The sequence below is a fragment of the Glaciimonas sp. GNP009 genome (assembly GCF_054343755.1).
In genome coordinates, this window is record NZ_JBTGUV010000004.1 from 2,972,707 (window position 1) to 2,988,736 (window position 16,030).

Consider the following 16,030-nt stretch of genomic DNA (forward strand, 5'->3'; position numbering starts at 1 on the left):
CAATATCTGGCCGCTACGTCACAAAGATGGTGAAAATCTGGCGATTGTGCCGACCCTGGTTGCCTCCAGCGGAGAGACGCTACGGCAGCTAGCTTTGCATGGGCTGGGAATTGTTTGTTTAGCTGACTTTATGACGCGGGGTGATATTGTTGCAGGGCGGTTGAAGTCACTGTTAACCGATGCTTACAATGGTGATGATCAAAAAATTCATGCTGTCTATTATCGGAATACGCAGTTGTCACGCCGGATTAGTTGTTTTTTAGAATTTTTGCAGCAAAAGTTATAAACGTCGCGTTAGCGGATGCTTGGGGATGATTGCATTGCGGCGATCCGACGAAGCTCCCAACTCGCCGTTCGATATCGGGTGAGATGGAGAGTCAGCAAATGTTTTGGGATGACCCACAATGGTCTGAAAAAAATGACCGTAGCTAAACCATGCTGCATTTTCATAGCGCATTAATTCTTTGCTCAATAAGTAACGGTTACCGCCACCGTGTCGGTGTAAGTGCTGGCTGGCTTGCTCTGGCCCGGAGGTATGCGACCATACACAGTGTAATGGTGCGTTGTTGGTGTTAATAGGATGAGGTAACTATCGGTCACGGTTTGGGTTCCGGCGCTGCCATCTCCCCAGACGATCAAACGGGTAGGATCGCTATACAAATTATAGTTGAGGAAGTTCGTCCCGGAAATCAGTGTTCGATTGATATAGGTTCCGCTGCCAGTGCTGAGACCTATGGTGTAACTACCAATACCAGCCGCTACTTGAGCGGTGCATGTAATGGCGACATCACCGATACCATCGTTGTTGGTCGCGAGAGTTGCGAAATAATTGGAGAATGACGTCGCCGTAGCCGCCACGGTGCAGGTGGAAAGCAGCGCGTTGGCGCTTAAAGGGAGGACTAATAGGCTAATCGAAATAGTCGATTTTAAGTTGTTTTTCATTTGGCCTCCTGATGGCACGTAAATGGACCGAGCCTCGGCAACATCTGTGGGTGGCTTGTCGCTGCAATTTGAATGCTACAACGGGGTTGTGCATCGTCGTTAAGTACAACGATGGTGGCCGGATAGATTATCTGCGGTATAAAGAGTTCCCCGTGTAATGCTATTTCTTGTTCTGCCTGATCGCCATTTACCCGAACCCGCGTACCGTTCGGAAATGGCGTGCCAGTTTCATCCACGAGAATCACAGTTGCGCTCTGACTCAGACGTGCGGTGAATTTCAGCAGACTACCTGAGCGTGGGCCCGGAACGACCGATTTTTGTTCCAATTCTAGGGTCATCGATAACGGCAGACCCGCGTCATCCGGATACACATTATTTTTCTCATACGGAATCAGGCGCGGTACGAAGCCGACACCGTTTTTGTCAGTCTGGCCCACCTTGACATTATTGGCATAGATATCGATCGGCTGAGTGACCGGCACCTCAATTATCGCGAAACTTTGATCCAGCCAACGCGATGCGCGCACATGTCCACCCATCAGCGCAATGCCACCACGCGCCTCCAGTTGCAGATTGCTTTGACCATTTATGCGATTGGCACTCGCGTTATATTCGCCTGTGGTTCCGACGTAATTAACGCCGATATCCTGACCACCGCTTACGAATACCGACTCACGTGCGCGATAACCCCAACCGCCTTCTGCAGGTGCAGCTTGCTGGTATTCGGCGCTCAGGAACTTACTACCCTTTTGTCCGCTTGCTGTCATTTGAAACGTGTTCTGGTGCGACAGTGGAATGACCCAAACGACATTAACTGATATTGGACGATCATCAGTCAATGACTTTAGCAATCCAACGCTGACATTACCGCTTCTATGCAAATTGTAATTTGCACCGACATTGATAGCGCGTACGTTGTCCTGGCCGCGATTGATTTGGCTGACGTAGCCGAAAGCAACGTTGGTATTGGCCGTTATAGAGACATTGGCCTGGGCTTGGAATTGTTCCGCAGGCGGAAGCGTGTCATGGTCCAGGCCAAGTTGCCAAAAGCGCGAACCGGCAAGCTGCGAGCGCAATGTAAATGCATACCTGTCGCCTTGCCGGTCGAACTGAAGGTATTGCGAAGTGTCGCGCCCACGTTCGGAGCTGCTGGCGGCAAGGCCAGCACTGAGCAGGCCAATATTGCCAAGCGCGGCAGCCGCACCGAAGCCAAACGATTGACGTCCGCGCATGATTTCTCCGTGGCCTTCTACGGTAGTAACATTACTGATGCCATAACGTAAGGTGCCAGAACTAAAACTCTCTCCGTAGTAACTATTCCGACTCCCAAAATTGTTGCGCATCGCGCCGATTTCGTAAGACTCGTCCTTGCTTCCCTGTTTCAGCAATTGCGTGCTGGTGATATAACTTTGGGTGTAAACCTGCTGGCGTCCGAGTACATCATGAACCACCATTTGCACGTTGCCCTGACCCGCAGATACTGGCACATTGTTGATCGCGAACGGCCCGGTGTCGACCGGCTGCTGAAGTCTTAAAATATTATTAACGTAGATATCAACAACTGACGGCACCGCTGCGGTACCGTTGAATGTCGGAAGCGGGATTGCCTGAAAACCAGGAGTGGTAGAAAATTTTGTATGCCATTGCACTCCGCCGAAATACACCTGGCGCGAAAAAGAGCTGGTTCCCGTAATGCTATCGCCGACGACCAATGTTGCCTGCTGCGTTGGAAAATCACGTGTGTACTGGCTATCAAGGCGGAAGACCGAACTTTTCTGGATCAGATCTAGACCCACGAAGCGGCTGGTAAAGGTGCCTCCGCCAGAAAAAATACCAAGTTCGGCTACGCCAGAAAGATTATTTTGATTTATCCCGCGTGTGTAATTGACATCGTAGTTTAAAAAAGCGCCAGTTGTTGACGGCTGTTCGACTAACGGTGACTGATCGCCAAAATTGAATTGGGCACCGACGAAGGCGGCCGGTGGCGCAAGGATGTTCAAGGTTTGGGTTGCCTCCTCGATCTCGATCTGTACACCCGGTATGGCGTCCAGCGATATGTAGCTGACTTGATTGCGCTTGATTGGCACAACGTCATGTAAGCGCAATCGTGCATTGGTCAATACCTCCAAAGGTATTAGAATTTGATTTGTCGCGGTACGCACGATAAGTGTTGCATCTGCAACTTTTTGGTTGTTGACGACGACATCGAGCAACAAGTCCTGCTCCGCCTTTTGGCCTGACACTTGTACGGGTTTCAATTCTGCCGCTGATTGTTGCTGTGCGAGCTGTGAGACTTGTTGTGGTGTCGCCAAAGCCGGTCCCTGACAGGCGATAAGGCTAGCGAGAAGGTACTTTATCTTCCAACGTGAGATTTTCTTCAGACTCTCCCTTGTCCGTTTGTATCCGTACACGAACCTTTCCGGCATGAATTTTTCCGTTTCCCAGCGACCACCCTTTGTGTTGCCCAGATAAAACATATGCAGGCGTTCCAATATCAAGAACGTTACTGCTATCGATGTTATTTAACTGCAGGCGAACGATTTTTTGATGAAAGTTACCCTTATTGATCGCCGTTAACATGACACCGGTGGGTCCCTGCGTTAATTGCCAGGACATTTTTTCTTGTTTTATTGGTGGTGCGATAAAAATGGGAATACTGACCTTTAGCAAAGTCTTTAATCCAGGTGGTTGTGGACCACTTGGCGGTACTTCTTCGATCAATAGCCGGTATGTTTTTTCAGATGTTGCGTTAGCAGGGTCACGTTCGCCGAACCGCAAAAATTGTGTTTGCCCTGGAGCAATTGTAAATATAGGCGGATTTAACAGCAGCGCGTCGGTCGCCTTCAATACTTCGACCCTACCATCGGTACTCCAGTCGATTGCGCCGACTTGTATACGCACCGGGTCATCTCCGGTGTTTCTGATGCGCAACACACCTGATGGGCGCTCTGTAGTCAACTCGAATCCGACCGGGTTGACGTTAAACGACGCGCTCATGGCAATCTGGGGCAAGGCGGCAAAAATGACAGCACACCCAAGGGTAAGTGCACCAACTGATTGCCTACTATTGAGTCCTTTTTTTAGCGCTATACGTGGTGTCATTTAAAAGGTTACCGTTGCCACAACTGAATCGGTATACACCGCCGCTTTTGTGGACGTCTGACCGAATGGAACACGTGCGTAAATTGTACTAATCGTCGGCACAGCGGTAGCCACGACTGCTGTTGGTGCAGTAGCAGCTGTATTGCCCCAGGTTACCGTACGTCCAGTGTCGGAAAATAGGGAATAGTTAAGGAACGACGGTGTGCCGCCACCGCTGGTCAGACGCCGCAATGGTATAGCGTCTGTGGAACCCGTATTTGAATTGGCGCCTTGCCCAAGAGTAATAACCGGCGTGGCACCGACCGTGCAGTTCGTGGTGACAATGGCTGTTACGTCCTGATTGGTGGTGGCATTGGTCACAATCGGGTCATAGGTCGTCGTGAAACCAACTGCCACGATGCTGCAACTGTTAGTGATTGTTACCGTATTGAGCATAGTGGAGGTTGCCGTTGCGGCTTGGGCGTTTGCAGACCCAATGGACAATATGGCAATAAGAGTTGCACTAGGGATAGATTTTTTTATCATGACGTTAACTAGCTCGCATTTCAACGGTTTATTTCGATCGGTTCTACTAGGTAGATACAGTCATGTTTTCGAAGTTAGCTATGTCCCAATGACTCCTTGAAATGTGCTGATATGGAAATTATAGTTTCTTGTGTTTAATTTTTCAAGGTGAGTGCATCAAAGCAATGTTAACGATCGTTAACTAGTGGTGGATTTGCGACAATTCTCGCAATTCCCAGTCGCCTGCAATGAGATAAAAAATGAAGAGAAAATGGCGTTGAACTGCGAGCATATTTATGCGTCAGATTACTTCTTTATATTCATAGAAGGCGGCCATGAAATCCTTCGCTAATTTGATAACCCTAGCTGCACTGAGTGTGGCCTTGGGCGGCTGCGTAGCAGTTCCTTACGCAGATGGGTATAGGCATCATGACGGGTATCGGCATGATCATGAAGGGGGGCGAGATGATCGTCATTATTAAGCTTTGAAGCAAGGAAAAAAATTATTGTTTGCGCGTCAAATCGCGTTGGCGAATAGCGCTCCTGAATTATCGGGAAATAATAGGAATTTTTACTTTTATAATTTATTTTTTTAGAAAATTAAACCTGTCTTCGGGATCTAAATTAATAGCTTTTTACATCTGATTTATTGCCCACTTTTTGAGCTTATTGCGCGCTTATTGTCAGATTTAGCGGCAGGTCTGGATAGATAAAAGGACTGATGCGCATTGGACTATTTTTGGCGTGTTTAACACGTTGGCGTGCCTACGTAATCGATTATAGATATCGATCAATAACTTTTAGCAAAATTGTCCCATCATTAACGCCAGCAGCGCTGCGGCGACGGCAGCGAATAAGCGGTTTCAGGTTGGAGCGAAACGTGCTGTCAGCTAAGAGGCGCAGTCGGATATCTTGCTTTTACATCATCTTAGTGTATGTATCGGGCAGACAATAGCGGTAACTACCTGATTTTGAGAGGGATTTCGGCGGTTGGTATTTCTTGTGGGATGTATTCCGCTGTACAATTATGCAAGTATCCAACTACACTAAACAGTATGAAAAATATACCAATTCGTAAAAGTGCCCCTGCCAGCGCTGAAAAAAATAAAATGATCGCCAAGCCGCTGGCAATATCCAAGCCTAAGGCGGTTGCCAAGCCGAAGGCAGTGGCAAAACCGAAGACTGTTGCAAAACCCAAGGCAGTCACCAAGCTGAAGGCAGCTGTCTCCGTTTTAACCAAAGCTGGTGTGCCAGAAAAGCCCAATATGATAGAGGGCATACGTGACGCCGTTTCTCGCCTCAAGCGCGAACGCATCATCGCGGTGGCCGCAGAAATGTTCTACAACAACGGCTTCAACAATACAACGTTGGAAGCGGTGGCAGAGAAGATGAGTGTCACCAAGCCCTTTATTTATTCCCATTTCAAATCCAAGAACGACTTGCTGGCAGAAATATGCTCTCTTGGTATCCGCGCGTCTTTGGATGTATTGAATCAGGTAGTCGCATCGGAAGGGTCAAACACCGAAAAAGTGAGAGCGATGGTGCGTGATTTTATGCTCGCCGTACTCGAAAATCAGGAGCACATTGCGATCTACACGCGTGAGCAAAAGCATTTGTCCAAGGAGGACTCCGATGCGATTGAAAACATGCGTCGCGAATTTGATCTCAAGCTGTGCAAACTATTAACCGACGGGGTCACCGCTGGGGAATTCAAGGTCGATGACATCAAGATGGCATCGCTCGCTGTTGGTGGCATTGTGAGTTGGTCGTACGCCTGGTATCGTCCCCATGGACGTTTAACGGGGGCTGAAACGGCCGAACGTATGGCGGATCTGGTTCTTGCTATGATCCAGGTTAAATGATGCCAGTGTAACCAACTGACGATGCACATTGAACGGGTCTGCCGTTCGATGTTGTCATAACGAGACTGCTTTGGCTGCCTTTTAGTCGCCTGCCAAATGCCGTTATGGGTGCTGAGCCCAACCCGGTAATTCCTACACGGTAACCGGGCCTATTTGTCTATCAGGCTGCTGGATTGCGGCTGTCAATAGTTTGGCGTCGCAGGCTGGCATAGATAACATTCGCGGGTCTCGTTGGCGTGGTCAACTATATTTCGTTTTATATTTCGCCTTATCTCTTGCCTTAAATCTCGCCTTAATCGATTCATTCTTTTATTTATCCATCCTTCTAAATTTCGCGTTGATCCTATCTATCCTTATCGATTAATCGATTGCAATTCGCTCTAGACACCCTTTCTGCGTTTTCTCACAATGCCTGCATTTACGGTATCAGTTCGCGGTGTTTTTCTCGCGTGGTTTTAATCAAATTCATTAGCGGGCATCTCACCTTAGTAAATAGGAATGAAATATTTATACTTATTAGTATAATAAAATACTAATAAAATATTTAAATATACTATTTAGTAGTGTATTATTCTTTTTCGGATAATGTGACGTAGCACGCGCTTCCGCTTAGCGTTTTAAGCGTCGGATGTCGAATACATCGTCGGCAATTCATTGCTCCCAGAGAATTCATAGAGTGTGCTGAGGACGAATAGATAAAAAACACCCAGACTAAAAACGATCCAGCTTATACCGTTGTCAGTGCAATCAAATCACGATCGGGTAAAGAAAGCGCAGATGTAGCGATTCGACATATTTTTTAAAATTCAATAATTAATTCAATAATTATGTAAGTAATTAATAATTATGTTGTGAAATGCCAAGTATCATTCGCCGATTATTTTTGTATTGTGATGTATAACGAGTGTAAGTTGCTAACGCGCAATGGCCTAATTTGTTTAGCACGAAAGCTATATGCGCTTAGTAGCGATTCAACCAACAGAAGGAAACGTCACATGTTTTTATTGGAGTGGTTCGAATGAATCCTCATTTGGTGCTTGTTGAAAATGCACTTCAGGTGCTGCTTACCGGTATCGTCGTCGGCGGCGTCTATGGTTTGATGTGTGTCGGACTTGGACTTATTTTCAGCATGATGCGGGTCATTAATTTTGCTCAGGGTGAGTTCCTCATGCTGGGCATGTATGTCGCCCTGTTTATATTTCACCAGATTGGTAACGCGTTTGGATCTGCGCTGGGACCGTATGCCGGCCCCGTGATCAGCGCGCTGATAGCGGGCGTGGTGGTATATGTTTTTGCCATCATTCTTCACCCATTAATACTGGGTCGAGTTTCAGGAACGCGGGTGGCGGGTGTGGACGGAGATGGCCATTATCCACAACTGACTATCACATTGGGCCTGTCACTTGTGCTGTCAAACGGTGCGCTCATCCTGTTCGGGTCCGAGCCACGCACAATCCAGACGGCACTATCTTCCACTGCCTGGGAGATCGGTCCATTGATCGGTCCCGACGTTTCGATATTTTTGAATAAGGCGCGTGCGGTCTCATTTGTGGTGGTGTTGTGCGTCGTGGCAGCGGTTGCCTTGCTGATTACGCGTACGCGCGTCGGTAAGACTTTACGCGCCGCAGCCGATAATGCAGAAGCCGCAATTTATATGGGTATTGATGTGGGACGATCGCACCGGTTTGCATTTGGTTTGGGGGCGGCGATTACCGCCATCGCAGGCGGTTTGCTGGCCAGCTCCTACCCGTTTCAGCCGTACGTTGGTGTTGAGTTCGTGGTCATCATGTTTGCGGGCGTAGTGCTCGGTGGTATTGGCAGCATTACTGGCGCCTTTTGGGGCGGAATGACAATCGGTCTGGTTCAACAGCTGTCTACATTGGTGTTGCCGGTGCAGCTGCAAAATGCGGCGATCTTTGTGGTATTCCTGCTCATCATTATCATGCGGCCCCAAGGCCTTTTTGGAAGGACTGTTGACCGTGCCTAATACTGTGCTTACCTCTGTACTTAATCCTGTATTCAATGCAATACCCAAGTTTCTTCAGCCCGCCAAAGGCGGCGCAGTCAAATTGATCGTGTTGTTGGCAGTGCTATATCTTGGGCTCACGATGCTGGTAAGCGATCCTTACTATGGCCAGATATTGACGCTGACGCCCATATGGGCAACGTTGGCGGTGTCATGGAATCTTTTCAGCGGTTATTCAGGATTGATGTCGTTTGGGCATGCCGCATTCTTTGGCCTGGGCGCCTATACGGTGGTTCTGCTCGAAGTGAAATTCGGGATATCGCCATGGATCGGCATTCCCATCGCCGCCTTTGTCGGTGGTCTGTCCGGTGCATTGATCGGCGCCTCAACTTTTCGTCTGCGGGGTCATTACTTCGCATTGGCTATGTTGGCCTATCCGCTCGGAATACTATATGTTTTCGAATGGCTGGGTTTGCAAGAGGTGACTTTTCCAAGGCATCTCAATTCGCCGATTATGCACATGCAGTTCGCAGATGTGCGTTTCTACGCCGTCCTGGCTGTCATCCTATTGCTGATTGCGATAGGCATTAATCTGCGAGTTGCGCGCTCACGTTTTGGATTGTCGCTACTTGCGATCAAGCAAAATGAGCTCGCCGCAGAAGCGGCCGGGATTGATCCATTTAGCTGGAAGTTGCGCGCGATTGTGCTATCGGGCGCGATTGCTGGCGCTGCTGGCGGTCTGTATGCAGTCGTCATGCTAATCGTCACGCCGAACGCCGTATTTGGCATGTTGATATCGGCCCAAGCATTAATTTTCAGCCTGTTCGGTGGTGTGGGAACGATTGCCGGGCCTGTCATCGGTGCAATGGTGTTAGTGCCGGTTAGTGAACTTCTCAATGCAGAATTAGGAGATAAATTGCCGGGCATCCAAGGCGTGGTGTTCGGACTCGCGATTATCCTGACCGTTCTGCTAGCGCCCGAGGGCATTTTGCCGAAGATACTCGCTGTTTTTGCAAAGCGAAAAACGTTGAACCAACGTGCTGGTATCAGTACCAATCCCGACGCAAAGCTTCCTGTTAAGATTGCCATACCGACGCCGAAGGTCAGCACCGCTGGGAGTCACAGCGAAGTCGCCTTAAGTGTGAAAGCACTGTCCAAATCGTTTGGCGGTCTGCATGCGGTCAGCGAGGTATCGTTCGATGTTTTCCGAGATGAGATTCTTGGCGTTATCGGACCTAACGGTGCCGGTAAAACCACGCTATTTAATTTACTCAATGGTATTCTCCCTGCAACCAGAGGCGAGGTCATATTCGGCGGTCGCGACATCATCGGTCTCAGGCCTTATCAAGTCTCCAGATTGGGAATCGGCAGAACGTTTCAGGTAGTGCGGGCATTCGGTCGTCTGACTACGTTGCAAAATGTCGTGGTTGGGGCCTTTGCCAAAGAGCATCGGGATGAAAAGGCGTATGCGCTCGCCCATGCAGCGCTGATCCAGGTCGGTATGGAAGCGGACGTCAATGTTCTCGCTGGAAGTTTGACGATGATGCAGTTGCGGTTAATGGAACTGGCACGTTGTCTGGCATCAAAACCAACACTCATTTTGCTGGACGAAATTCTGGCCGGTCTAGGTACAGATGACGTTGAGCACCTGATCCCCATCATACAAAATATTCGCAACACTGGTGTTACCGTGGTCATCATTGAACACACGATGCACGCCATGGTGCGCCTTGCCGATCGTTTGCTGGTCCTTGATCATGGGTGCGTTCTGTCGATTGGCGAGCCGTCCGCGATCACCAATGATCCTATCGTCATCGAAGCATATCTCGGCAAGAAATGGAGCGCCCGTGCTACAAATAAATAACCTATCGGTTTCCTATGATGGGTTAAAAGCCCTGGTCGATATCAATTTAGAGGTAGCTGATGGAAAGTTTGTCGCCATTGTCGGCCCCAATGGTGCCGGCAAGACGACGCTTTTCAAAGCAATATCCGGTGTGGTCCCGATTGCTGCCGGATCCATATTTTTTGACGGTATCGACTTGTCCACCTTAGCGCCCGCGCGCCGCCCCCATTTGGGTATCGCGCACGTGCCGGAAGGTCGTCAAGTATTTAAAAGTCTCACAGTATTGGAAAACCTGGAAATGGGTGCGCGTACCAAGGACGCAACCCAGCACTGGACGCAAAGCCTTGATCAAATCTATGCACTATTTCCGAGATTGGCTGAGCGCAGCAATCAGTTTGCCGGCACGCTCTCAGGTGGGGAACAACAGATGGTGGCAATCGGTCGCGGTCTTGCGTCCAGGCCGAAGTTATTGATGTTTGATGAGCCATCAATGGGTCTGTCACCGGCAATCGCCGATTCCATCTTTGAATGTATAGAAAAAATTTATCGTGAGAGTAAGGTCGCCGTTTTGCTAGTGGAGCAACGGGTCGCCGAAGCCTTGCAAACCTGCGATCACGGTTACGTCCTGGGATCGGGAAGGGTGATCCTTCAGGGACCCCCAGACGTGCTGATCAATGATCCTAATGTTAAACGCGCTTATCTGGGCATGTAACAAATTGGTTGCTGATTTTTTCTGTAATCGGTTTAGATGTTTATTTACTACAAGGAGACTGTATGAAGACCAATAAAAAAAATAATCTATTGAAGGCAGTGGGTTTGTTTGCATCCGCCTTGCCGCTCATGGTGATGTCGTTACCGAACGCTTATGCCGTACCTGAAGACGTAAAAGTCGCGTTGATCGTTCCGCTTTCAGGTGCTTGGGCGCGTAATGGTGAGTTGCAGCGTAAGGGTGCTGAAATGGCGATTGATGATATCAATGCGTCCGGCGGTATTAAAGCGCTTGGCGGCGCGAAAATGCGGTTGGTGGTCGCTGACACCGGCGATTCAGTTGAAAAAGCAAAGAATGCGATCCAGCGACTCTTGTCGCAAGAGCCTAGTCTTATCGGTGGATCCGGTGCTTTTCTTAGTTCATTGACGCTTGCCATCACCGAAGTTTCTGAACGTGCCGAACTGCCTTGGTTATCGCTCTCCTACAGCGATCAGATTACCAATCGTGGTTTTAAATATGTGTTTCAGACTTCACCGATTGCGAGTGTTCAAGCTGAAACCGTCTTGCCGATTCTGGTGAAACTGTCGACCGATAGCACAGGGAAAGCACCGAAAAACGCCGGAATCGTGATGGACAATACCGCGTCTCCGGCGAGTTTTACAAAAGGTATGCGCGAGAGTGGTTTCGCCAAATACGGCATTAACCTGATCACTGATCAGGTGTATACGCCGCCTTTGGCTGATGCCACGTCGGTGGTGCAGAAGCTGCGTAATACGCGTCCCGATCTGGCTTTTATGCTGACGACAAACGTGCCTGACACCAAGCTGCTGTTGGAAAAAATGAACGAAATGGGCGTCGGTTCAGGCAAGATTCCTGTCGTTACAAACGGTGGACACATGGGCGCGCCAGAATTGCTCAAGGTTGTTAAAAAAGAGATGCTGGAAGGCGTGATGGTCGTGGTGGCAAACTGGGGCGGGAAGGGCGACGAGAAGCTGTCGGAGCTATTTAAGAAGCGTACAGGTGAGCCTTGGATGACCCAGGACAGCCTTTCAACCTACGGCGACATGTGGATATTTAAAGATGCGTTGGAGAAGGCTGGCGTTGCTGACCGGAAAAAAGTGGCGGCTGCAATCCGGTCAATGGATACGTCGGAAGGCGCAGCGAAATATTTTGCTGGTGGACATTTGAAATTTGACGAAAAAGGCCGACGTGTTGGATCGGGGATCGTTATTCTGCAGTGGAGAAACGGTGTGCCGGTTCCGGTATATCCGGCTTCTCTTGCCGTGGCTAAACCGGTCTGGCCAAAGCTGCCTTAAATAATTTTAACGCGTTGTAATTGGTTTTAAATCGCCCCATGATGTAAATAAAGCCTCCGTTTGCTACTTGCAGGGAGGCTTTATTTTTTTGGATCGGATGATTAAACGATTTCCGTTTGACTGAAAAGCCAGTCGCGGAATGCTTTGATTTTTCTACTGTTCATCCGCGCCGCGCGATAACACACAAAATGCATTTCTCTGGCAAGTGGGCGAAACGACGTTTTGCCTAATTGCACCAACTCGCCGCTCGCGATCTCTTGCGTGGCTAGTCGCGTGCTTTCAAGCGAAACGCCAAGACCGTTGAGCGCCGCAGAAATAGCCAGCGACCCGCGATCGAATGACAAACGTGGTCTGTCTGGAAGCGTTAGCCCGTGTAGGTCGAACCAGTTTTGCCACGTTACCGGGCTGAGTTGTGAGTCGATCAGGGTGAAATGCGCCATCTCGTTGAGGTCAATTTCCGCGCTGCCTTTGAGTAGCTTTGGGGAACATAGCGGAGCGATGACCTCGGTTCCGAGCGGCTCAATGGTGACGCCCGACCTTTCTTTCGCCGAGCCGTAAGCAATCGCAATATCAATCTCTTCATGCTGGATCAGATCGATTGGATCGGCACTGGACGACATCCGAATGGTAATCAATGGATGTTCCTGCATAAAATGGGGCAAGTGCGGGCCGAGCCATTTTGACGCAAAACTTGGTGTGCAATGCACCGCAAGGGATTCGGTCTCTTCCGGCAAACTCAGATCAGCGCAGGAAGACTCAATCAAGTCAAATGCACGCGATAGGCCAACCAGCAATTGTTTGCCGTCTGGTGTGAGCTCGACTCGCCGCGTGAGTCTGTCAAATAATGGTTTCCCAAAATAGGTTTCAAGTCCATGAACCTGATGGCTGATTGCGGACGGTGTGAGATGCAATTCTTTTGCTGCGAGCGCAAAGCTTCCCTGCCGGGCAGCGGCCTCAAAAGCGCGTAGTGAAAAGAAGCTTGGAAATTTTCTCATGTGTTATAGGTGAATTAGATTCATCATTCGTGAAAAGGTATCGTTTGTCAAGGTGTCTCGCAAGTTGGATCATGATAATAATCATCACCGTAGTGGACCAGACCGGAGTCTGCTTAGCATTATCGCAGGACCGGCAGCATGTCCGTTTGATGGTGAATTATTACTATAGTCGCAACAATTAAAAATGAAATTAAAAATTACAGTATTTAAAAACCACGTCTAAAAACGAAGTAATAAGGAGAAGATCATGTCTGAAGTTATCGAGCGCGTATCGCTATACCAGCCAAAACAAAAAGGGCTTAAATTCCCGAGCATTCCAAAATTTGATAACCACGCTCAAGAGCGCCAGCATCGCAAAGAAAGACTCGTTGCGTCATGCCGCGCGTTTGCAGTACACGGTTTGGATTACGGTTTTGCAGGTCATTTAACAGTGCGCGATCCAGAGTTCCCAAATCTGTATTGGACCAATCCAATGGCAGTCCACTTCTCCCAGGTAAAGGTATCAAACCTGATCCTGGCCGATCATAAAGGCGAAGTGGTCGAGGGCGATTATGCATTGAATCGCGCTGGATTTGTGCTGCATTCAGCGGTGCACGAATTGCATCCAGAGATCATCGCAATGTGTCACGCGCATACGATCTATGGCACGGCTTGGGCCGCGACCGGACGTTTATTAGATCCGATCACCCAAGATGCAGCGGTCTTTTTTGAAGATCACATCGTCATTAATGACGAAGCTGGCGCGGTAGCGGTTGAAGAAGGCGCGGGATATTCAGTTGCCGGTCAATTCAAGGACGTTAAAGCGGTGATTCATCAGAATCATGGCTTGATGACCGTCAGTCGTCACAGCATCGAATCTGCAGCGTTCTGGTTCATTGCGCTGGAACGTGTTTGTCAGCAACAATTATTGATTGAGGCGAGCGGTATCAAGCCAACATTGGTGACACCAGATCGTGCCCGTTATAGTCGCGAGCATGTTGGCAGTCCTTACATCGGCTGGTTGCATTTCCAGCCGCTTTACGAGCATCTGGTCGCGACACAACCCGATATGTTTGACTAAAATTTGCCTGACGTGTGGGGAAATACCTGCAAATTTTGCTTCCCCCGCCGTAATACAGGTTAGCCTATTTATTTAGCGAAATGGATGAACCTGAATAAAATGACTAAAAAATACTAAAACCTACGCGAAAACGTCCCAACTAAGGAGTGCAGACGAAGACAGTACGCTAGTCCCGGGACGGGTAGGTGGCTAGTAAAGACAACGCAGTCGGGGTGATTTCGCGTAAGTACTAATTAAGTATCTGAGATGCCCACGGCATACCCAGAACATAAGCTAAAAACCAGGAGATAACATAATGTATAGCCCAACGGTTGACGAAGTCAGCGCGCGTACGGACGAGTCCGCAACTTACGCTAAGGTCATGTGGCGGCTGATTCCCTTTTTGTTCTTGTGCTACGTGTGTTCCTATCTGGATCGGGTGAACGTCGGCTTTGCAAAACTGCAAATGATGAGCGATCTCAATTTAAGCGAAGCCGTTTATGGGCTTGGTGCAGGAATGTTTTTTGTTGGCTATTTGCTCTTCGAAGTGCCGAGTAATCTCATCATGCAAAAAGTTGGTGCGCGTCTCTGGATCGCCCGAATTATGGTGACGTGGGGTGTGATTTCTGGCGCAATGATGTTCGTCACGACACCAACAAGTTTTTACATCATGCGCTTTGTTCTCGGCGTTGCCGAGGCTGGTTTCATACCCGCCATATTGCTCTATCTCACTTATTGGTTTCCTGCATCGCGACGCGGCAAAGTGACGGCGCTTTTCATGACCGGTATCCCTATGTCAGGCGTTATAGGTGGTCCACTGTCAGGCTGGATTTTGCACGCGATGAGTGGGTCGCATGGTCTAGCCGGATGGCAGTGGCTGTTCTTTCTGGAAGGTATTCCCACTGTGATATTGGGCGTCATGGCGTTCTTTTATCTGGACGATAAAATTGCGGACGCTAAATGGCTTTCACCAGCGCAGCGCACGATGCTGGAAAAAAATCTAGCGGCAGACAAGCATGGCAAGACCTTACATTCACTACGCGACGGATTTACTAATCCCAAAGTATGGTTATTGAGCTTCATCTACTTATTTTTCACGATGGGATTGTATGGCGTTAGTTTCTGGCTTCCGACCATCGTCAAGGCAAGTGGTGTATCCGACCCCCTCAATATTGGTCTGCTCACGGCTATTCCTTACGCAGCAGCAACGGTAGCAATGATCGTGGTTGGTCGCAGTTCGGATATGCGCGGAGAGCGCCGTTGGCATCTTGCCATAGCTGGCTTTGTCGGTGCTGTGGGCTTAGTATTTAGTGTGATGTACGCGCAAAATACGACTATCGCGATGGTTGCCTTGACGTTTGCAACGATGGGAATCATGACCACAATTTCACAATTTTGGGTCTTACCTCCAACGATACTTACCGGCGCGGCAGCGGCAACAGGCATCGCCCTTGCTAACTCGATTGGCAGCGTCTCCGGCCTGATCAGTCCATATCTGCTTGGATGGGTAAAGACGGTGACCGACAGCACCAACAACGGCGTGCTCGTTCTCGCAGCAAGCCTGGTTATCGGAGGATTGCTGGTGTTCACAGTTCCGGCAAAGTTGGTTAATCGTTAGACACCTATGCGGCGTAAAAATAATCTGAGTCGCTAACGATCAAAAATTTTTTGATCGGAAAATACGTTAGAGCAAGCCTTTCCTGGCGCTATAAAAACCAGGCTGGAACAGATTTGCAAACTAATCTGATGGAT

13 protein-coding genes are annotated in these 16,030 nt (G+C 49.0%); 8 read left to right on the plus strand and 5 right to left on the minus strand.

The genetic code is table 11. The annotated features are described in order from the left end of the window. Nucleotides 1-4: 4 nt before the first annotated feature. Nucleotides 5-286: a LysR substrate-binding domain-containing protein gene (locus ACXX82_RS13980; protein WP_323518856.1), complete on the plus strand. Its 282-nt coding sequence runs from the start codon at nucleotides 5-7 to the stop codon at nucleotides 284-286. Between the two features lie 182 nt (nucleotides 287-468). Here the strand turns inward: ACXX82_RS13980 and ACXX82_RS13985 are convergent, their stop codons facing one another. The 4 genes from ACXX82_RS13985 to ACXX82_RS14000 are packed head-to-tail and all read right to left on the minus strand — an operon-like array spanning nucleotide 469 to nucleotide 4,569. Then, entirely contained in the window at nucleotides 469-942 is a 474-nt protein-coding gene (locus ACXX82_RS13985) for a Csu type fimbrial protein (RefSeq protein ID WP_322235705.1), read from the minus strand. Continuing rightward, nucleotides 939-3,368, minus strand: coding sequence for a fimbria/pilus outer membrane usher protein (locus ACXX82_RS13990; RefSeq protein WP_458563107.1), 2,430 nt, complete (start codon nucleotides 3,366-3,368; stop codon nucleotides 939-941). The genes ACXX82_RS13985 and ACXX82_RS13990 overlap by 4 nt, the downstream gene beginning before the upstream one ends. Next, on the minus strand, nucleotides 3,280-4,044 hold the full coding sequence (locus ACXX82_RS13995) for a fimbrial biogenesis chaperone (RefSeq protein WP_458563108.1): 765 nt from the start codon (nucleotides 4,042-4,044) through the stop codon (nucleotides 3,280-3,282). The genes ACXX82_RS13990 and ACXX82_RS13995 overlap by 89 nt, the downstream gene beginning before the upstream one ends. Beyond that, on the minus strand, nucleotides 4,045-4,569 hold the full coding sequence (locus tag ACXX82_RS14000; RefSeq protein WP_458563109.1) for a spore coat protein U domain-containing protein: 525 nt from the start codon (nucleotides 4,567-4,569) through the stop codon (nucleotides 4,045-4,047). A 1,088-nt stretch (nucleotides 4,570-5,657) separates the two neighbouring features. Between ACXX82_RS14000 and ACXX82_RS14005 the strand changes: the two genes are divergently transcribed. From ACXX82_RS14005 to ACXX82_RS14025, 5 genes are all read left to right on the plus strand, one after another. Then, the gene (locus tag ACXX82_RS14005; protein ID WP_458563110.1) at nucleotides 5,658-6,410 is read left to right on the plus strand and encodes a TetR/AcrR family transcriptional regulator; all 753 of its coding nucleotides are present in this window, start codon (nucleotides 5,658-5,660) and stop codon (nucleotides 6,408-6,410) included. 1,018 nt (nucleotides 6,411-7,428) lie between these two features. Beyond that, complete coding sequence (locus ACXX82_RS14010) at nucleotides 7,429-8,397, plus strand: branched-chain amino acid ABC transporter permease (RefSeq protein ID WP_323505796.1); 969 nt, start codon at nucleotides 7,429-7,431, stop codon at nucleotides 8,395-8,397. After that, complete coding sequence (locus ACXX82_RS14015; protein ID WP_458563111.1) at nucleotides 8,390-10,240, plus strand: branched-chain amino acid ABC transporter ATP-binding protein/permease; 1,851 nt, start codon at nucleotides 8,390-8,392, stop codon at nucleotides 10,238-10,240. The genes ACXX82_RS14010 and ACXX82_RS14015 overlap by 8 nt, the downstream gene beginning before the upstream one ends. Beyond that, nucleotides 10,224-10,931 (plus strand): ABC transporter ATP-binding protein, encoded by a 708-nt coding sequence (locus ACXX82_RS14020; protein ID WP_323505794.1) that lies wholly within the window; start codon nucleotides 10,224-10,226, stop codon nucleotides 10,929-10,931. Before ACXX82_RS14015 ends, ACXX82_RS14020 begins: the two co-directional genes overlap by 17 nt. A gap of 62 nt (nucleotides 10,932-10,993) precedes the next feature. Continuing rightward, complete coding sequence (locus ACXX82_RS14025; RefSeq protein WP_458563112.1) at nucleotides 10,994-12,244, plus strand: ABC transporter substrate-binding protein; 1,251 nt, start codon at nucleotides 10,994-10,996, stop codon at nucleotides 12,242-12,244. 101 nt (nucleotides 12,245-12,345) lie between these two features. Here the strand turns inward: ACXX82_RS14025 and ACXX82_RS14030 are convergent, their stop codons facing one another. Next, a complete protein-coding gene (locus tag ACXX82_RS14030) occupies nucleotides 12,346-13,239 on the minus strand; it encodes a LysR substrate-binding domain-containing protein (protein WP_322235724.1) in 894 nt (297 codons plus the stop codon). Between the two features lie 247 nt (nucleotides 13,240-13,486). On the opposite strand from ACXX82_RS14030, the gene ACXX82_RS14035 reads away from it, so the two are divergent. Both ACXX82_RS14035 and ACXX82_RS14040 read left to right on the plus strand, forming a co-directional pair. Continuing rightward, entirely contained in the window at nucleotides 13,487-14,299 is an 813-nt protein-coding gene (locus tag ACXX82_RS14035; RefSeq protein ID WP_322235726.1) for a class II aldolase/adducin family protein, read from the plus strand. Between the two features lie 295 nt (nucleotides 14,300-14,594). Next, entirely contained in the window at nucleotides 14,595-15,896 is a 1,302-nt protein-coding gene (locus tag ACXX82_RS14040) for an MFS transporter (RefSeq protein WP_322235728.1), read from the plus strand. Nucleotides 15,897-16,030: the final 134 nt, after the last annotated feature.